Source organism: Sharpea porci, assembly GCF_009695655.1.
GTDB lineage: Bacteria > Bacillota_I > Bacilli_A > Erysipelotrichales > Coprobacillaceae > Sharpea > Sharpea porci.
This window is the reverse complement of the sequence record NZ_VUNM01000011.1, coordinates 39,576-59,881: the sequence shown is the minus strand read 5'-3', so window position 1 is coordinate 59,881 and position 20,306 is coordinate 39,576. Positions and strand designations below refer to the sequence as shown.

The window sequence follows — 20,306 nt, the reverse complement described above, 5'->3', positions numbered from 1 at the left end:
CTAGCTCTCTTATGCTTTCATTCTTCCGAATGTCAATTCTTGTTTTATCTGACGTGTTTCTGTTCAGTTATCAGTGTTCGGCTTGCGTCCCTCTCGGGACTGCTCGCCTATAGTACCACGCATCTTCACTCTTTGCAATAGTTTTTCTCAAAAAAGTGAAGAAAGTTTCTCTAAATAGGTATTTCAAGCTTATAGAGGCATAAAAAAAGAGATATCAATAGATATCCCTCTTCACCGTGTCTTATTTTTCGTAAATCTTCTGCCAGATAGCTACGAATTCCTGTGCTAAATCAATAACAACTAATGCACACATTAAGTGATCCTGTGCATGTACCATTAATAAGTTTAATGGAGCCTTTTCGCCTCTAATTTCAGCCTGAATCATTTCAGTCTGAGCATGATGTGCTTCATTAACTGATTCTTTAGCAGCATTAATTGATTCTTCTGCCTTTTCTAAATCCCCAGCTTTAGCATACTGAATTGCTTCAATTGCAGAGCTTCTTGCTGATCCTGCATTCACAATTAAGTTAATGATTGTCTGTTCCTGTTCGTCCATTTTTATTCTCCTTTATCTTGTATTTCCGTATTCTATTTTACCATTTATGTTAAGCGATTTCAATATTGATTTCTCTTACCTCATACTATGAAAGTAGAAATCTTCCTAGAACTATAGCTTTCGATAATCAATAAGATCAAAATTCATGAGTGCTTTACTAATACCTTCATTCTCTATAGAATCCGTTATATAATCAGCAACCGACTTAGCTTCTTGACAACCATTGCCCATAGCTACACCGATACCTACTTCTTCAAGCATTTCAATATCATTACGCCCATCACCAAAAGCAATTGTATCCTTTATATCCTTGCCCATTGCCTCAACAAGATGCTTAATACCAACAGCCTTTGACTCTCCTCGCAAGGTGAGATCAAATGAATAATCAGACTGATGTCGCTGAATTTCAAAGTAAGGTGAAAGTGCTTCTACCATTGCTGGTATATCCTTCTTATCATTAACAACAATCATCCCTATATAGCTTTCAATCGCTTCGGGATCAAATTGATCAACACAAACCTCATCACGCATTCCCCATTGTTTCGCAAAGGAAATATGTTTAGGGTCCTTCTTATCACGAATATAAATATAATCATTGCTTTCAAAATAATAATTAAAGTTCAGTTGGTCACTTATTGCCTGAGTAGCTTTAATTGCTTCAGAAGGCACAATTGCCTTATAAAGACACTGATTCTTATATTCTACATAAGCCCCATTACAAGTCACATAGCCACTAAAAGGGTAGGAGAATACGCCTGGTACAATAAAGCATTTGCAACGTCCTGTTGCTAAAAAGACATCATGTCCATTTTCTTTAAGTTCATCTAGACTCTTCTTAGTTTCGTCAGTGATTGAACGAATATCAAGCTTAACATCAATAAGCGTTCCATCTATATCAAAAAATAATAATTTGCTCATAGTTCACCTCATATGTTTATATTCTACTCTACATGATGTAACCTTGCAATCATCCATATAAGCAAAAAAAGGAAGATACCGAAGTATCTTCCAAAGTTTCGAAATTATTCAATGATTTCAGAAACGTTACCAGCACCTACAGTACGTCCACCTTCACGGATAGAGAACTTAGTACCAGCTTCCATAGCGATTGGGTGAATTAATTCAACGTCTAATTCAACGTTATCGCCAGGCATAACCATTTCAACACCTTCTGGTAAAGTGATGATACCAGTGATGTCAGTAGTTCTGAAATAGAACTGTGGTCTATAGTTAGCGAAGAATGGAGTATGACGTCCACCTTCATCCTTTGATAATACGTAAACCTGTGATTTGAACTTCTTATGTGGAGTTACTGAACCAGGCTGAGCTAATACCTGACCTCTTTCGATCTGATCACGGTTGATACCTCTTAAAAGGACACCAACGTTGTCACCAGCTTCAGCGAAATCAAGCATCTTTCTGAACATTTCAAGACCAGTAGCAACTGTAGTCTGAGTTTCATGGATACCTACGATTTCAAGTGGGTCATTTAATTTACACATACCACGTTCTACTCTACCAGTAGCAACTGTACCACGACCAGTGATTGTGAATACGTCTTCAACTGGCATTAAGAATGGCTTATCGTTTTCACGAACTGGATCAGGAATATATGTATCCATTGTGTCTAATAATTCCTGGATAGGAGCCTGCCAATCAGGATCACCTTCAAGTGCCTTTAATGCAGAACCACGGATAATTGGAGTATCATCACCTGGGAATTCGTATTCATTTAATAATTCACGAACTTCCATTTCTACTAAGTCGATTAATTCTTCGTCATCAACCATATCGCATTTATTTAAGAATACGATGATGTAAGGAACACCAACCTGACGAGAAAGTAAGATGTGTTCTCTTGTCTGTGGCATAGGTCCATCAGTAGCAGCAACTACTAAGATAGAACCATCCATCTGTGCTGCACCAGTGATCATGTTCTTGATGTAGTCAGCATGGCCTGGACAGTCAACGTGTGCATAGTGTCTATGTTCAGTTTCATATTCAACGTGTGCAGTGTTGATTGTGATACCACGTTCCTGTTCTTCAGGAGCACCATCAATCTGGCTGTAATCTTCGAATTTAGCTAAACCTTTTTGTGAAAGGTATTTAGTGATTGCAGCAGTTAAAGTTGTTTTACCATGGTCAACGTGACCGATAGTACCAACGTTTACGTGAACTTTGTCACGATTAAAATGTTCTTTTGCCATTTTAAGCTTTTCCTCCTATAATTAGTGCTTTAAAATTTACAAAACTATAATAAATGATTTATTTGGAAAAAGCAATATAATTCAACTTAGTATGAATTAATCTTCGCTCTTACCAGCTTTTTTAACGATTTCTTCTTTAATAGACTTTGGTACCTGTTCGTATCTATCGAACTGCATTGTGTAGTTACCACGGCCCTGTGTGAATGAACGTAAGTCTGTTGCATAACCGAACATTTCTGAAAGTGGTACAGATGCCTGAACGACAACAGCGTTACCTCTTTCTTCCTGACCATCGATCATACCACGACGAGAAGAAATATCGCCCATTACTGAACCTAAATATTCAGATGGTGCAGTGACTTCTACCTTCATGATTGGTTCCAAGATAACTGGATCACACTTCTTAGCCGCATTCTTTAATGCTAATGAAGCAGCTACTTTGAAGGCAGCTTCTGATGAATCGACATCATGGTAAGAACCATCGAATAATGTAGCTTTGATATCTAAGATTGGATATCCTGCAAGCATACCATTCTGTAATGCGTCTTCAAGACCCTGCTGTACAGAACCGATATATTCTCTAGGAACGGCACCGCCGACAACAGCGTCAACGAATTCGAAGCCTTTACCATCATTTGGTTCAAACTTGATCCAAACGTGACCATACTGACCACGACCACCAGACTGTCTTACGAACTTACCTTCACAATCAGCAGCCTTAGTGATTGTTTCACGGTAAGCAACCTGTGGAGCACCAACGTTGGCTTCAACGTGGAATTCTCTCTTTAGACGGTCAACGATGACATCAAGGTGTAATTCACCCATACCAGCGATAATTGTATCACCAGTTTCTGGGTTTGTAGATGTTCTGAAAGTTGGATCTTCTTCAGCTAACTTTGCTAAGGCATTACCTAACTTATCAGCATCTGACTTAGTCTTTGGTTCAATTGCTAATTCAATAACTGGTTCTGGGAATTCCATGTTTTCAAGAATAACAAAGTTATCTTCATCACATAATGTATCACCAGTTGTTGTATTTTTGAAACCTACGGCAGCAGCGATATCACCAGCATAAACCATATCGATTTCTTTACGTGTATTGGCATGCATCTGTAAGATACGTCCCATACGTTCTCTCTTGTCTTTTGTAGAGTTTAATACATAAGAACCGCTAGTAGCAGTACCTGAGTAAACTCTGAAGAATGTTAACTTACCAACAAATGGGTCAGTCATAACCTTGAAGGCTAATGCTGAGAATGGTTCATCATCACTTGCATGACGATCAACTTCATTACCTTCTTCATCTGTACCTACGATAGCAGGAATATCAGTTGGTGCTGGTAAGTAATCGATAACAGCGTCAAGCATTGGCTGTACACCCTTGTCCTTATAAGCAGAACCGCAAAGAACTGGGAATAAGTCAACAGCTAATGTACCCTTACGGATAGCAGCCTTAACCTGTTCAATTGAAGGTTCTTCACCTTCAAGTACCATCATCATTAAATCATCATCGTAGTTTGCTGCAGCTTCGATTAATTTTTCACGGTATTCTTCAACCTGATCAACCATATCTGCAGGTACTTCTCTTTCAACAACGTCATAACCGTCAACACCTTCGAAATAAAGTGCTTTTCTTGTTAACAAGTCAACAACACCTTCGAAAGTATCTTCCTGACCAATTGGTAACTGGAGTGCTACGGCATTAGCGCCTAAACGTTTTCCAATTGATTCTAATGACATGATGAAGTCTGCACCAGTCGCATCCATTTTATTTGAGAATACGATTCTTGGTACACCATAAGTAGTTGCCTGTCTCCAAACTGTTTCAGTCTGTGGTTCAACACCGGCTTTAGAGTCTAAGACAGTAACAGCACCATCAAGTACACGAAGTGAACGTTCAACTTCAACAGTGAAGTCTACGTGGCCCGGTGTATCGATGATATTTAAGCGATATCCCTTCCAGTGTGCTGTAGTGGCAGCAGAAGTGATAGTGATACCACGTTCCTGTTCCTGTTCCATCCAGTCCATCTGTGAAGCACCATCATGTGTTTCACCGATTTTATGAATACGACCAGTATAGAATAGTACACGCTCAGTTGTTGTTGTCTTACCAGCATCAATGTGAGCCATGATACCAATGTTACGTGTTTTTTCTAATGGGAATTCACGTGCCATAATATTCTCCTTTTCTAATAATATATAAAACTATATTACCAACGGAAATGTGCGAAAGCCTTGTTAGCTTCTGCCATTCTATGTGTATCTTCCTTCTTCTTAACAGCAGCACCTGTGCCATTAGAAGCATCAATAATTTCATTAGCTAAACGATCAACCATAGTCTTTTCGTTTCTTAAACGAGAATACTGAGTTAACCATCTTAAGCCTAAAGTCTTTCTTCTTTCAGCTGAAACTTCAACTGGTACCTGGTAGTTAGCACCACCAACACGTCTTACTTTTAATTCAAGTACAGGCATGATATTTTCTAAAGCTGCATTGAAAACTTCCATTGCATCTTTATTTGTCTTTGCTTCAACTTCTTTGAAAGCATCATATAAGATGTTCTGAGCAACACCTTTTTTACCATCAAGCATGATGTTATTGATTAATTTAGTAACTGTCTTATCGTTATAAATTGGATCTGGCAGTACGTCTCTTTTTGCAATACGTCCTTTTCTTGACATGGGTTATTCCTCCTTCTTTAGATATTCAACGATTTATTTCTTAGGTTTCTTTGCACCGTAAAGTGAACGACCCTGTTTACGATCTTTCACGCCAGCGCAGTCCATAGTACCACGGATGATGTGGTAACGTACACCTGGTAAGTCCTTTACACGACCACCACGAATTAATACAACTGAGTGTTCCTGTAAGTTATGACCGATACCTGGGATATAAGCTGTTACTTCTAAGCCGTTAGATAATCTAACACGGGCATATTTACGTAAAGCTGAGTTTGGTTTCTTAGGTGTCATTGTAGCTACACGAGTACATACACCACGTTTCTGTGGAGCATTTAAGTTTGTAGCTTTTTTAGCTAAAGAGTTATAACCTCTGTTAAGAGCTGGTGATTTACCTTTTCTTACTTTCTGGCTACGTCCTTTTCTTACTAACTGGTTAATTGTAGGCATTAATGTTCTCCTTTCTTGTAAACACACAATTCCGGGTGTTTCAAATTTCTTCATTTTTATAATGCTCGTTTTCGAGCACCTTAGATATAATACATACTTTCATATACCAAGTCAATCTTTTTTCTTTGAATTTATCGTAATTTTTAGAAAATGAGACGCACGGTCATGTGTGTAAGAGAAAAATATGAACACACGGTCTAGTTGTTTAGGAAAAAAAGGCTTTTTCAAGCCTTCATCTCCCTCCGATTGACATAATTTTTTTCTTCCCTAAAGAATACTAAAGCAACAAGCATCATGATTAAAATCCCGACAAAGACATGCAAAGGAAAATAGATGACTGCTTGATCTGGTATCAAAAATGCCAAGATACCTATTGCCCCAGCTGGGGGAATATACATCTTTGTAGTCGCAATCATAAAAATCACAAACATGCTTGTCACACAAACAGGAATAATCAAAGACATTCTCAACTTCATTGTAAGCATGTAACGTGAATAGCTGGCTACGAGTGCACAAACAAAAATCAACAGAATTGCCTGCATGGGTTTCTTACGCACTTTCCCCTGGGGATTCGTGAACTCCGTAAAGGCTACAAGTAATGGTGGAGCTACTGCGAACTTAAAGTTATATCGAAATGCCAGAACGATGCCTACAAAGACTAGAAGTGTTCTTGCCAGCATTATTGTAATCTTCTCCTTATTCCACATAGGGCTAAAAGTCACAGGCTTAACATCAACTAAACCTTTCTTTTCAAAGACATAATGAACAACAAGTATGAGACTTGTAAAAACAAAGGCACTGATCAAATAATTCATGCTTTTTGTCTGCAGCATAACTGGCAGAACAATGGCTGAAATCATCGGGGCAAAGGTCGTTTCACTTACAAGAAGCAAGATTTGACCAATGAAGTAAGCCAGCGCCATTTCATAAGCAACCGGTAAATGAACATATGCCACGATCAACATTCCAAATACAGCAGCAACCATGATTGTAATGAGTATGCGTAAACGACTTGTCTTCCAGGCTAATTGTGGACTTACTAAAGTCCCAATCGCAATCGCGGCGATTTCTGGGAATAAGATTTCCTGATCTTTAAAGATGATGGCTGCTTCCACCATCAAAGCAATAATCACAATAGGACAGATATACTTTAATTTCTCTTTCATTTCATAAACCTCATGTGATTATTTTAACTTTTCGTAATAAAGAATGCAATAGCGACTTTAAGTGTACAAAAACAGACCTCGATTGAGGTCTGCTTTATTTTAGATATTACCACTATTATGACGAATAAATTCTTCTGGCTCATCGAAACCAACGCTTTCTGGATCATAAGATTCAGCAGCTTCTTCGCTTCTTGCAAGTTCAGCCATTCTTTCAGCTTCTTCTCTTTCACGAGCGATTGTTTCTGGTGACTTTAATGGTCCACGTAAACCAGTACCAGCTGGTAATAAGTGACCAATAATAACATTTTCTTTCAAGCCTTCTAATGTATCAACTTTACCCTTAATAGAGGCATCTGTTAAGATACGTGTTGTTTCCTGGAAGGAAGCAGAAGATAACCATGAATCAGTATCCAATGATGCTTTTGTAATACCAAGTAAGATTGGTCTAGCAACAGCTGGATGCTTGCCTTCTTTTAATACTTCCTTATTAAGTTCAGTAAATTGCTGCTTAGTCAAGTGATTGCCTGGAAGAGCAGTTGTATCGCCGCCTTCTACGACACGTAAGCGTTTGAGCATCTGCTTAACGATGATGGCAATATGCTTATCGGAAATTTCGATACCCTGCATTCTGTAGACACCCTGTACTTCCTGAAGGATGTAATTTTCAACATGTTCAGCATCAGCAACTTCCAATAATTCCTTAGGATCAATAGAACCCTGAGTAATCTTGTCACCGACTTTAATTTCCTGTCCCTGGACAACTTCAAGTTTCGCATTATAAGGAGCAAGATAGCTACGTGATTCAATATCATTAGTAACTGTGATTTCATCACGACCTTCTTTATCAATAATAGATGTAACTGTACCATCAATTTCACAGATGATTGATTTCATCTTTGGATTACGTGCTTCAAACAATTCCTGGATACGTGGAAGACCCTGAGTGATATCTTCACCACCAGCGACACCACCCATGTGGAATGTACGCATTGTTAACTGAGTACCTGGTTCACCGATAGACTGTGCAGCCATAATACCAACAGTTTCACCAATTTCAACAGGCTGACCAGTAGCTAAGTTACGTCCATAACAAGCTGCACAAAGGCCCTTCTTGGCATGACAGCCAAAGACAGAACGAATTTCAACTTCTGTTACGCCTGCATCAATAACATCCTGAGCAGTATATTCATCCATTAATTCGTTGGCATGAACTACGATTTCGCCTGTTTCTTCATTGATGATGTCCTTAAGAGAAGTACGACCAACTAAACGGTCATATAATGGCACGATAACTGATCCATTCGCATTCTTGATTTCTCGGATCTTGAAGCCCTGGTCAGTACCACAGTCTTCTTCAGTAATAACGACTTCCTGAGCAACATCGACAAGACGTCTTGTCAAGTAACCTGAATCGGCAGTCTTCAAGGCTGTATCGGTAGAACCTTTACGGGCACCATGAGTTGAAATAAAGAATTCTGATGCAGTTAAGCCTTCACGTAAGGCAGACTTGATAGGTAATTCGATTGTTTCACCATTTGGATTAGCCATCAAGCCACGCATACCTACGAGCTGAGTGAAGTTAGAGATATTACCACGGGCACCTGAGTCAGACATGATGAAGATTGGGTTTGTACGATCAGCTTCGAACTGATCCTTAACGATAGCCTGTACTTCATCCTTGGCACGTTCCCAAGTCTTGATAACAGCTTCATAACGTTCATGTTCAGTAAAGAGACCTTTCTGATAGAACTCAACGATATCATCAATACGCTTATCAGCTTTCTTGAAGATTTCATATTTACCATCTGGAATCTGGATATCGGCAGTCGAAACTGTGATACCAGCAATTGTTGAGAAGTGGTAACCTTGGTTCTTCATCTTATCCAACATTGTTGAGATTTCATCAATGGACATATTAGATTTTTTATAAGCCTCATTGATAATCTTTTCCAATGTCTTCTTACCGAATGGAAGAATTGGAGGCTGTTCTTCAATATGCTTCTTAATATCAGTACCAAATGGTACAAAGTACTTATCAGGTGTAGCTGTTAAGTTTTCTACACTCGTATCATTAACGAATGGGAATTCCCCTTCGAAAATAGAGTTAAAGATAATCTTACCAACTGATGTAATCAAGTAAGAATTATTCTGTTTTTCTGTGAATGTCTGGTTGTGTAAAGCATAACCAGGAATAGCACATCTTGTATGTAAGTGCACTGTCTTCGCATCATAAGCCATTAAGACTTCATTGACATCAGCGAAAACAGTACCTTCACCAATCTTACCTGGTGTTTCTGTTGTTAAATAGTAGTTACCTAAGACCATGTCCTGAGAAGGTACAACGATTGGTTTACCATCTTTAGGGCCAAGGATGTTGTGGCTACCAAGCATAAGCTGACGTGCTTCCTGGATAGCTTCCTCACCTAATGGTACATGGACGGCCATCTGGTCACCATCGAAGTCAGCATTGAAGGCTGGACACATCAATGGGTGAAGACGAATAGCACGACCTTCAACTAAGATTGGTTCGAATGCCTGAATACCAAGTCTATGTAATGTTGGGGCACGGTTAAGAAGTACTGGATGTTCCTTAATGACTTCTTCAACAACTGGCCAAATACGGTCATCCCCTTTATCAATCATTCTCTCTGCAGCTTTAATATTTGTTGCGAGTTCATGATTAACTAAACCATGAATGACAAATGGTTTAAAGAGTGAGACAGCCATTTCTCTTGGAATACCACACTGGTACATTTTTAATGTTGGACCAACAGCGATAACAGAACGTCCTGAGTAGTCAACACGCTTACCAAGTAAGTTCTGTCTGAAACGACCCTGCTTACCTTTTAAAGTATGTGATAATGACTTAAGGGCTCTACCACCAGCTCCAGTGATTGGCTTAGAACGACGGCCATTATCAATTAAGGCATCAACAGCTTCCTGCAACATACGTTTTTCATTACGAACGATGATGCTAGGTGTGCCAAGCTCAAGTAACTTCTTCAAACGATTATTACGGGTAATAACACGACGATATAAATCATTTAGGTCACTTGTCGCAAAACGGCCACCATCAAGCTGTAACATTGGACGTAAATCTGGTGGAATAACTGGAAGGACATCGAGAATCATCCATTCTGGCTGATTACCAGATTCTCTGAAGGCATCAACAGCATCCAAACGTTTTAATAACTTTGCACGTTTCTGACCCTGGGCTGTCTTCAATTCTTCAGTAATTGTTTCATATTCATTGTCAAGATCCACTTTCTGTAATAAGACCTTGATGGCTTCAGCACCAATCTTAGCTTCAAACTGATTACCGAATTTTTCAACACATTCACGATAATCTCTTTCTGATAAGACCTGCTTATATTCAAGTGGTGTTGTTCCTTTATCCGTAACAACAAAGCTTACGAAATAAATAATTTCTTCAAGCTGTTTAGCAGGCATATCAAGGATTAATCCCATACGAGATGGAATACCCTTTAAATACCAGATATGAGCAACCGGTGCAGCTAATTCAATATGGCCCATTCTTTCACGACGGACTGAAGATCGTGTGACTTCAACGCCACAACGATCACAGACTACGCCTTTATATCGAATTTTCTTATATTTACCGCAGGCACATTCCCAGTCCTTTGTAGGACCAAAGATTCTTTCACAGAATAAGCCATCTTTTTCAGGCTTCTGTGAACGATAGTTAATAGTCTCTGGCTTCTTAACTTCACCATGTGACCATTCACGGATTTTATCGGGAGAGGCTAAACCTATTCTGATTGCTGAAAAGTTATTCTGCATTATTCTTCCTCCTCGCCTTCATCTTCAAAAGATTCATCATCGAATTCTTCTGAATCAAGGTTTTCATCAGTATCATCATCAAATGATTCATCGTCATCGAGAGCTTCATGCGTTCCATGATCCTCTTCTTTATCTTCCTTTTCTTCTTCATCATTTGTAGCTTCTACTGGCTTTTTCTCATCGAAACTACGTGGGAAGCGACGATCTTCATCTTCAATATTACTCATCTGTACTTCATTACCATCTTCGTCAAGTAATTCAACATCCAATGATAATGCTTGTAATTCTTTTACTAAGACACGGAATGATTCAGGAACACCTGGTTCTGGTAAAGGTAAGCCTTTGACAATGGATTCATAAGTCTTTACACGACCAACAACATCATCGGACTTAACTGTCAACATTTCTCTTAATGTATAAGCAGCACCATATGCTTCAAGTGCCCAGACTTCCATTTCACCGAAACGCTGACCACCATTTTGTGCTTTACCACCAAGAGGCTGCTGTGTCACTAGTGAGTATGGACCAACTGAACGAGCATGTAACTTATCATCAACCATGTGGGCTAACTTGATAAAGTACATAACACCAACAGAAATCTTATTATCAAATGGTTCACCTGTCATACCAGAAATCACTGTCTGCTTACCATCAGGTGCAACACCTGCTTCAGCTAAGATATCCTGTAAATCCTGGGAATTAATACCATCAAAGGCTGGTGTAGCAAAATACTGACCACCAAGTTCTCTAGCGGCATAACCTAAATGCAATTCTAATACCTGACCGATATTCATACGTGAAGGTACCCCTAATGGGTTCAGCATGATATCAAGTGGTGTACCATCAACTAAGTGTGGCATATCTTCGATTGGTAAGATTTTTGAAATGACACCCTTGTTACCATGACGGCCGGACATCTTGTCACCTTCATGAATCTTACGTTTCTGAATGATATAAACTTTAATAACACGATTAACGCCTGGCTGCATTTCATCGCCATTTGCACGTTCAAAGACTTTGACACGATGTACAATACCTGCACCACCATGTGGAACTCTTAATGAGTTATCTTTAACTTCTCTTGACTTTTCACCAAAGATGGCAAGAAGGAGTTTTTCTTCAGCAGATAATTCTGCCTGGCCTTTAGGTGTAACCTTACCAACAAGGATATCGCCTTCTTTTACTTCTGAACCTATGCGAATAATACCATTTTCATCAAGATTGCTTCTTGCTTCTTCACCAACATTTGGAATATCTCTTGTGATTTCTTCAGGGCCAAGCTTTGTTTCACGACATTCAATACTATATTCAACAATATGAATAGAAGTATAAACATCTTCCTTAACAAGTCTTTCACTCATGATAACGGCATCTTCATAGTTATAACCATTCCAAGTCATGAAACCAACAAGAACATTCTGACCTAAAGCAAGTTCGCCCTGTTCCATAGATGGACCATCAGCTAAGACTTCACCCTTAAGAACATGATCCCCCACTTTCACAATTGGACGATGGTTAATACATGTACCGGCATTAGAAATTGTGAATTTTAATAAACGATAATTTCTTGTCTGACCTTTTTCATTTTCTACAACAATCTTTTTACCATCAACATATGTGACAATACCATTTTCTTTCGCAACGACAGCTGCCCCAGAGTCTCTTGCGGCCTGGTATTCCATACCTGTTCCAACATATGGTGTATGTGGATTTAAGAGTGGTACTGCCTGACGCTGCATGTTACAACCCATCAAGGCACGAGTGGCATCATCGTTTTCAAGGAATGGGATACATGCTGAAGCAACTGAGACAATCTGCTTTGGAGAGACGTCGATGAAATCAACATCTTCTGGTCTTGCCATCACGTTTTCACCAAAGTGACGGGCAATGACTTCCTGATCAAGCGCAATCTTGCCTTCATCGTCAAATTTAACTTTGGCCTGGGCAATAATATAATTCTTTTCTTCATCAGCTGCTAAATAACGAATATCATTTTCATCAATAACACGATTATTAACTTTACGATATGGTGTTTCAATAAAGCCATATTCATTAACACGAGCATATGAAGCAAGTGTTGAAATCAAACCGATGTTAGGACCTTCTGGTGTTTCGATTGGACAAATACGACCATAGTGAGATGGGTGTACGTCACGGACTTCGAAACCAGCACGGTCACGTGATAACCCCCCAGGACCTAAGGCAGATAAACGACGTTTATTTGTCAATTCGGCTAATGGGTTAATCTGGTCCATGAACTGTGAAAGCTGTGAGCTCGCAAAGAATTCCTTAATAGCAGCAGTCAATGGACGAATATTTGTCAGTGATTGTGGTGTAACACTTTCAATTTCAGAAAGTGACATACGTTCACGTACAACTCTTTCCATACGTGATAAACCAATTCTAAACTGGTTCTGTACAAGTTCACCAACAGTACGTACACGTCTATTTCCTAAGTGATCAATATCATCTAATAAACCAGAACGGCTCATTAAATTTACACGGTCATCTGACTGTAAATCAATGGAATCGTAAATATCAACCAAATTCAACATATAAGAATATGCTGCAATCATATCTGAGATTGTGATATATTTACAATTTAATGATAAGTCTGTACCAATGACTCTCATTTTCTTTGTTTGTTCACTATCAAGATAGACATCAAGAACTTGGACACGACTATTGGAATCCATAGCTTCATTTGTCTGGATGTCACGCATATGTGCACCAGCTTCAAATACAGGCTTTAAGATTTCTAGTTTATCATTTGTGATTTTAGTACCTTTAGGCAATACAAGCTTGCCATTTACATCAATAACATCTTCAGCCAAATATCTATTTAAGATACGGTCTAAAAGATTGAGTTTCTTATTTAATTTAAAACGACCTGCTTTCGCTAAATCATAACGCTTTGGATCAAAGAAACGCATATATAATAAGTTATTCGCACCTTCCAATGTAGCAGGTTCTCCTGGTCTTAACTTATTGTAGATTTCAGTTAATGCGCTATTTGTATCAGTTGTACTGTCTTTTTCAAATGTATTCTTCAAGAATGGATGTTCACCAAAAACATCAATAATGCTCTCATTGTCACTTAGTCCAAGGGCACGTAAAAGAACAGTACCTGGTATCTTCTTTTGACGGTCAATACGAACATTAAGAACGTCTTTTGAGTCATTTTCGAATTCTAGCCATGTTCCTCTTGCAGGAATGACCTGTCCAGAGAATACAGTCTTACCAACTTTATCTGTGCCATTTGTGAAATAGGCACCTGGTGAACGTACTAACTGTGAAACAATAACACGTTCAGCACCATTGATGACGAATGTACCCGAATCCGTCATTAAAGGGAAGTCTCCCATAAAGACTTCATTTTCTTTGATTTCACCTGTCTGGTTATTGACTAAACGTAATGTTGCACGAAGAGGTGCAGCATAGATAGAGTCACGATCCTTTGCTTCATCAGCATCATATTTAGGTTCGTCAAAATAACAATCAACAAATTCTAATGAAAGTGTTTCATTATGGTTCTTGATTGGGTAAATATCTTCAAATACTTCCTTGATTCCTTTTTCCTGGAACCATTTAAAAGAGTCTGTCTGGACTTCTACTAGGTTAGGTAAATCTAGTGTTCCAGTGATTCGTGAATAATTGCGTCGTTTAATACGACTTTCTAAATGTGGTACTTTCTTTTCCAAGTCTGATTCACTCCTTTGATGATCTCTAACTATATCAAAAACAGCACAAAAACACTGCTTTTATATATGAGTAGGCATTTTAGAATACTAGCATAGAGCATTATTCGTGTCAACCTTAAATTCAAAAGAATTTAAATTCATATATAGTCGGCAGTGTTATTTATAAGATTGTAAAATATAATAACCTTTATCTTTTTTAATTACTGTTGCATTACCAAAAATTTCTTCCATGAGCTTCTTGGCGCTAGGCGCTCCCTGTTTCTTTTGAATCACAATGACTAAGCGACCACCTTCATTAAGATGATCATAGCTTCCTGAGATGATAGCAGAGACAACTTTTTTTCCTGCACGAATAGGTGGATTGGATATGACTAAATCATATCTGTCATGTACATTTTCATATACATCACTTTCAATAACATCTATTCCTTCTAGATTATTACACTTAATATTTTCTTTTGCAAGCGAAATCGCACGTTTATTGACATCAGTCATCAGAACTTGTAGATCTTCATGAACACTCTTTAAGGCAATACCCATCGTTCCATAGCCACATCCAACATCAAGCATGCTTTTCGCATCCCCAATGTCAATAGCATCCATGAGAACACGAGAGCCATAATCCAATCTTTGGCGACTAAAGACACCATGATCAGTTGTATAGGTTAAGTGTTTACCCTGAAAATCATAAGTTATGGTTGCTGGTTCACTGATAACTGAATCATCATTTTCAAAATAGTGTGCCATATTGTAGAAAAAAGGCCCTAGAAACTCTAGGACCTCATACTTTTACAGAGTTAAATTATTTAACTTCTACAGAAGCACCAGCAGCTTCTAACTGTTCTTTGATCTTAGCAGCTTCTTCTGGAGAGATCTTTTCCTTGATAGGAGCTGGAGTCTTATCAACTAAGCCCTTAGCATCAACTAAGCCTAAGCCAGTGATTTCACGTACAGCCTTGATAACCTTAACTTTAGATGCACCAACATCAGTTAAAGTAACTGTTACTTCGCTAGGACCAGCAGCTTCGCCAGCATCACCAGCAGCAGCAACTGCAACTGGAGCAGCAGCTGTAACGTCAAATTTTTCTTCGATTGCTTTTACTAAATCATTTAATTCTAAGATAGTAGCTTCTTCTAAATAAGCTAAAATTTCATCATGTGTTAATTTTGCCATTTTCTTTTCCTCCGAATAATTGTTGTGGCAGCTTACTCAGCTGCAGGTGCAGCTTCTTCAGCTGCTGGGGCAGCACCATCACGTGCTTCTGCTACTGCATTAATAACTCTGGCAACTTTTGCCATTGGGTCTTTTAAGCATGCAAGTAACATTGAGTACATACCTTTTCTGTCTGGTAACTTAGATAATTCTTTGATTTCATCTGTACCAACTAGTTTACCTTCTACGATACCTGCTTTGATAACTAAATTCTTGTGTGTTTTAGCGAATTTAGCTAATACTCTAGCAGGAGCAACAGCATCTTCGTGACCGAATGCTAATGCGTTAGGACCAGTTAAGTATTCGTCTAAGCTTTCATTACCAGTAGCTTCTGTTGCACGCTTTACGAGCTTGTTCTTGTAGATTTTTAATTCTACGCCTTCAGCTCTTAAAGCTCTACGAAGTTCAGTGGCTTCAGCAACAGTTAATCCACGGTATTCTGCAACAACGACAGATGATGCGTTATTTAATTTGTCAGTGACTTCATCAATAACGGCCTGTTTCTGTGCTAATACTTCTTCCTTAGCCATGTTCTACCTCCATAAAAATATCTATTGCAACAATATACGGCAATGTGTATAAAAGAACACTTCCTGCCATGAGGAAGTGTTGTCATTTGTTTGACAATACTACCTCGGTAACAAATTGAGACATACGTCAGTTACTGTCTGCGGTATATTGATTGCACCAATTGATTAGGCAATTAAGCCTGTACTTTTACTGCAGGGCCCATAGTAGCGCTCATAGCGATATTAAGGATATAAGTGCCCTTTGCAGTAGATGGTCTCACTCTGACAATTAAGTCATGAAGAGTGTTATAGTTTTCTAATAACTGTTCTTCTGTGAATGAAGCACGTCCCATAGGTACATGTACGTTACCATCTTTGTCAGTTCTATAGTTTACTTTACCAGCTTTAGATTCTTCTACAGCCTTAGCAACATCCATAGTCACTGTACCAGTCTTTGGGTTTGGCATTAAGCCCTTAGGACCTAATACTCTACCATAACGACCTAATTTTGCCATCTGATCAGGAGTAGCAATTAAAACATCAAAGTTTAATTCACCCTTGCTGATAGCATCTAATACTTCTTCAGCACCTACGTTATCAGCACCAGCTGCTTTAGCTTCTTCAGCCTTAGCACCTTCAGCTAATACCCAAACTGTTTTTGATTTACCAGTACCGTGTGGTAATACTACGGCACCACGTAACTGCTGATCAGCATGACGTGTATCAAGATTTAAATTAAATACAACATCAATACCTTCATCAAATTTAGTAGTAGCAGTCTTCTTTACTAAAGCTACTGCTTCTTCTGCGCTATAAAGCTTGCCTTTTTCAATTAATTTGGCAGCTTCTAAATACTTCTTACCTTTTTTTGCCATTTTCTCATTTCCTCCTAAGTGGTTTTAGCGGTTTGACCTCCCACTATAATGACGGAACATATCCATCACAAAATTACTAAACGTCTAATCCTTCACATTTAACGCCCATGTTACGAGCTGTACCAGCAACGATTCTCATTGCTGCTTCAATATCATTTGCGTTAAGATCAGGCATCTTGTATTCTGCGATTTCTCTTAACTTATCTGCAGATAAAGTAGCCACTGTCTGTTTAGAGTCAGAAGCTGCCTTCTTTAAGTTACATGCCTTCTTAATCATTTCTGCTGCAGGAGCTGTCTTTGTAACGAAGTCAAAAGACTTGTCTTCATATACTGTTAAAACAACTGGTACTGTTTCGCCTGCACGATCTCTAGTCTGATCGTTGAATGCAGTACAGAACTTAGGCATCTGAATGCCTGCACCTGCAAGTGCTGGACCTGGTTTAGCTCCGCCAGCTGGGAACTGAATCTTCATGATTCTTACAACTTTTTTACTCACGCGATTCGCCTCCTATAAAAATTTAGTTCGCGCCGTGGTCAGAAAGGACAATGTCCTCCCACGTCTTTGGTACACCTAAAGTACCGAGACTCACTATACAATAACATTTCCCTAAATGCAACACTAATTTTAAAAAATCATGTCTCCATCAAAGAAAAAAGAGATCGTTACATGATCTCTTATAAATCAACTTTTTCCATTGCAACTAAATCAGTATCAACAGGAGTTAAATTACCTAAGAATTCTACAAGTACAACACCTGTTTCCTTATCTTCATCAATAGAATCAACCTTGCCAACCTTACCTGCAAAAGGACCAGATAATAGCTTAACTTCATCACCTACACCAAAATCTAATTCGACCTTGTTTGTAGCTAAGCCCATTTGTTTTAAGATAGGATCAATTTCATGTTTGCCAAGTGGGAAAGGCTTTGCCCCACCACCAGAAGAGCCGATGAATCCTGTAACCCCAGGTGTGTTTCTAACAACATACCAAGCTTCATCCGTCATCACCATTTCTACAAGCACATAACCTGGCCAGATTGTTGTTTCTTTATTGATCTTCTTGCCATCTTTAATTTCTGTTTCCACATGTGTTGGAATGAGAATGTTATAGACAAGATCTTGTAAGCCCATTGATTCAATACGCTTTTCCAAATTCTCTTTTACTTTATTTTCATGTCCAGAATAAGTATTTACGACATACCACATTCTGCCTTCATCATTCATATCTGCCATACTAATTCATCCCCAATGCCTTTAAAATTAATGCAATAACCGCATCACTTGCATAGAAGAACAAACCAAGAATAAATGTGAATGCTAATACAACACCTGAATCAACCGCAAGTTCTTTACCTGTTGGCCAATGCACATTCTTGAGTTCTTCTCTGATACCTTTTAATGAAAACCATTCTTTGAATTTTAATGGATTTTCATCAATTGTCTCTGCAAAAGCATTTTCACGCTGGATTTTACGTGCTTTACGTAATTCCTTACGTTCCTGCTTTTTCTTTTCCTTTAATGCTTGCTTTTCATCTTTATCCATAGATCATACTCCTATTTCGATTCACGATGCAAAGTATGCTTGCCACAACGCTTACAATATTTATTGAGTTCTAGACGCTTTACATTCGTTCGCTTGTTTTTATATACAGTATAATTACGAGATAAACACTCAGTACATACTAAAATCACTTTTTCTCTCATCGTGCCACCTCTCATGCCACTCTAATTTATCACAATATATACATTCCGTCAAATTGAATTTTTGCGATTATTCCACACATTTAGGCCTTTTATTTCTTATTTTCTGTTGCTTCCCTAAGTTTCACCAACAAACGATAAACAACATTATAGACAGCCCTTTTATCCAAACATAAGATCTGACTTATCTCATCTTTACGATAGCCATCCTTAATCAGCTGAAAAACTTTCTGTTCAAGCTTGTTCATCCGATATTCTTCATAACGTTTTATGGCTTGCATCATCTCATGAATTTTATAAGCACTATCAGGCATATAGAGCACTCTTTGATCAGCCACAACCTCTTCAAACTTCCGGTCATCATCATAAGCAATCTGGCTATCAAGAGACACTTCAATATCATATGTTCCCCTTGTACGCCGATTCTTTCTTATTTCTGACTGAATACAGCGGACTGTGCACAAGCCTATATAAGTTGATAATTTCGTATTCATATCTTCCCGATAAGCATACAGCACATGATCAAAACAAAGCATAGCTTCCTGAGCAATATCCTCATTCTCAAGACCATCATGAATATAATGGTACTTCTTAGTCATCATATGGACAAACTCATAAAAATACATGTAAAGGACATCACGTGCTTTCATTTCACCACAACGTGTTAGAAATAATAATTCGCTAAAATTCAATTCTCCCATATACTCTCCCTATAGAGGATGACGTGAATGATAGACTTGATAAAGTAATACGGCACAAGCCACAGAGGCATTCAAACTTGTCACATGACCAGCCATGGGCAAGATGACATTCATATCACAATGTTTCTTCACATTCTGACTGATGCCATAGCCTTCTGATCCAATAACAAGGACAGTTGGCATATTGTAATCCACTTCACGATAATCCTGTGCTTTTTCATTTTCACAAGCTACCGCCCAATACCCTTCCTTTTTTAGCTTGTCAAGTGTACGGCTCAAGTTTGTCACCTGTGCGACAGGAACATAATCAATAGCACCCGTTGATACCTTGGCCACAGTTGGTGTTAACCCGACGGAACGATTTTTACCGATAATCACACCATCGACCTCTGTTGCATCACAAGTTCTTAATATGGCTCCGAGATTATGTGGATCCTCTAGTCCATCAAGCATAACCAGTAGTGGCTGCTTGCCTTTAGGAATTGAACTTAAGATATCTTCCAAGGGTGTATAGTCATAACCATCAATAAGTGCCATCACACCTTGATGATTGCCCTTGCCTGCTTTCTCACTAAATTGTCTATTATCAGTCACCCGATATTTAATATTGTTCTTTTTTGCAAGTTCCATTAAATCATCATTACGATTGCCTTTTAAAAAGACAAGTTCATAGATGTTTTTATGATTGGTGATTAATTCTCGGATTGTATTTCTGCCATAAATCCACTGTTTCATCTTAAACTATTTT

General features: G+C 38.5%; 19 protein-coding genes and 1 other annotated feature. All 19 genes read right to left on the bottom strand.

The features are described from left to right. Window positions 1–241: 241 nt before the first annotated feature. The 19 genes from FYJ79_RS06470 to rlmB all read right to left on the bottom strand — a co-directional run bounded on the left by FYJ79_RS06470 (window position 242) and on the right by rlmB (window position 20,293). Window positions 242–556 (bottom strand): PTS lactose/cellobiose transporter subunit IIA, encoded by a 315-nt coding sequence (locus FYJ79_RS06470; RefSeq protein WP_154515662.1) that lies wholly within the window; start codon window positions 554–556, stop codon window positions 242–244. A gap of 111 nt (window positions 557–667) precedes the next feature. Next, entirely contained in the window at window positions 668–1,474 is an 807-nt protein-coding gene (locus FYJ79_RS06465) for a Cof-type HAD-IIB family hydrolase (RefSeq protein ID WP_154515659.1), read from the bottom strand. A gap of 104 nt (window positions 1,475–1,578) precedes the next feature. Then, window positions 1,579–2,763, bottom strand: coding sequence for an elongation factor Tu (gene tuf / locus FYJ79_RS06460; RefSeq protein WP_154515656.1), 1,185 nt, complete (start codon window positions 2,761–2,763; stop codon window positions 1,579–1,581). A 96-nt stretch (window positions 2,764–2,859) separates the two neighbouring features. Beyond that, on the bottom strand, window positions 2,860–4,938 hold the full coding sequence (fusA, locus tag FYJ79_RS06455) for an elongation factor G (protein WP_154515653.1): 2,079 nt from the start codon (window positions 4,936–4,938) through the stop codon (window positions 2,860–2,862). A gap of 35 nt (window positions 4,939–4,973) precedes the next feature. Further along, a complete protein-coding gene (gene rpsG / locus FYJ79_RS06450; protein ID WP_033162375.1) occupies window positions 4,974–5,444 on the bottom strand; it encodes a 30S ribosomal protein S7 in 471 nt (156 codons plus the stop codon). Window positions 5,445–5,477: 33 nt separating this feature from the next. Then, the gene (gene rpsL / locus FYJ79_RS06445) at window positions 5,478–5,891 is read right to left on the bottom strand and encodes a 30S ribosomal protein S12 (RefSeq protein WP_033162376.1); all 414 of its coding nucleotides are present in this window, start codon (window positions 5,889–5,891) and stop codon (window positions 5,478–5,480) included. Window positions 5,892–6,115: 224 nt separating this feature from the next. Beyond that, window positions 6,116–7,057: a hypothetical protein gene (locus FYJ79_RS06440; protein ID WP_154515650.1), complete on the bottom strand. Its 942-nt coding sequence runs from the start codon at window positions 7,055–7,057 to the stop codon at window positions 6,116–6,118. Between the two features lie 99 nt (window positions 7,058–7,156). After that, entirely contained in the window at window positions 7,157–10,858 is a 3,702-nt protein-coding gene (gene rpoC / locus FYJ79_RS06435) for a DNA-directed RNA polymerase subunit beta' (protein WP_154515647.1), read from the bottom strand. Then, on the bottom strand, window positions 10,858–14,559 hold the full coding sequence (gene rpoB, locus FYJ79_RS06430; RefSeq protein WP_154515644.1) for a DNA-directed RNA polymerase subunit beta: 3,702 nt from the start codon (window positions 14,557–14,559) through the stop codon (window positions 10,858–10,860). Before rpoB ends, rpoC begins: the two co-directional genes overlap by 1 nt. A 156-nt stretch (window positions 14,560–14,715) precedes the next feature. Then, a complete protein-coding gene (locus tag FYJ79_RS06425) occupies window positions 14,716–15,306 on the bottom strand; it encodes a class I SAM-dependent methyltransferase (protein ID WP_154515641.1) in 591 nt (196 codons plus the stop codon). 55 nt (window positions 15,307–15,361) lie between these two features. Next, window positions 15,362–15,733: a 50S ribosomal protein L7/L12 gene (gene rplL, locus FYJ79_RS06420; RefSeq protein WP_154515638.1), complete on the bottom strand. Its 372-nt coding sequence runs from the start codon at window positions 15,731–15,733 to the stop codon at window positions 15,362–15,364. Between the two features lie 32 nt (window positions 15,734–15,765). Further along, window positions 15,766–16,302 (bottom strand): 50S ribosomal protein L10, encoded by a 537-nt coding sequence (rplJ, locus tag FYJ79_RS06415; protein ID WP_154515636.1) that lies wholly within the window; start codon window positions 16,300–16,302, stop codon window positions 15,766–15,768. A gap of 42 nt (window positions 16,303–16,344) precedes the next feature. After that, window positions 16,345–16,464, bottom strand: a sequence feature (ribosomal protein L10 leader region). An 11-nt stretch (window positions 16,465–16,475) separates the two neighbouring features. Continuing rightward, entirely contained in the window at window positions 16,476–17,156 is a 681-nt protein-coding gene (gene rplA, locus FYJ79_RS06410) for a 50S ribosomal protein L1 (protein WP_154515633.1), read from the bottom strand. A gap of 76 nt (window positions 17,157–17,232) precedes the next feature. Beyond that, on the bottom strand, window positions 17,233–17,652 hold the full coding sequence (rplK, locus tag FYJ79_RS06405) for a 50S ribosomal protein L11 (protein ID WP_326803474.1): 420 nt from the start codon (window positions 17,650–17,652) through the stop codon (window positions 17,233–17,235). Between the two features lie 179 nt (window positions 17,653–17,831). Beyond that, complete coding sequence (gene nusG, locus FYJ79_RS06400; protein WP_154515630.1) at window positions 17,832–18,389, bottom strand: transcription termination/antitermination protein NusG; 558 nt, start codon at window positions 18,387–18,389, stop codon at window positions 17,832–17,834. A 1-nt stretch (window position 18,390) separates the two neighbouring features. Continuing rightward, window positions 18,391–18,699: a preprotein translocase subunit SecE gene (gene secE / locus FYJ79_RS06395; RefSeq protein WP_154515627.1), complete on the bottom strand. Its 309-nt coding sequence runs from the start codon at window positions 18,697–18,699 to the stop codon at window positions 18,391–18,393. Between the two features lie 11 nt (window positions 18,700–18,710). Continuing rightward, window positions 18,711–18,860 (bottom strand): 50S ribosomal protein L33, encoded by a 150-nt coding sequence (gene rpmG, locus FYJ79_RS06390; protein ID WP_074732215.1) that lies wholly within the window; start codon window positions 18,858–18,860, stop codon window positions 18,711–18,713. A gap of 89 nt (window positions 18,861–18,949) precedes the next feature. Next, entirely contained in the window at window positions 18,950–19,558 is a 609-nt protein-coding gene (locus tag FYJ79_RS06385) for a sigma-70 family RNA polymerase sigma factor (RefSeq protein WP_154515624.1), read from the bottom strand. 9 nt (window positions 19,559–19,567) lie between these two features. Further along, window positions 19,568–20,293: a 23S rRNA (guanosine(2251)-2'-O)-methyltransferase RlmB gene (rlmB, locus tag FYJ79_RS06380; RefSeq protein WP_154515621.1), complete on the bottom strand. Its 726-nt coding sequence runs from the start codon at window positions 20,291–20,293 to the stop codon at window positions 19,568–19,570. Window positions 20,294–20,306: the final 13 nt, after the last annotated feature.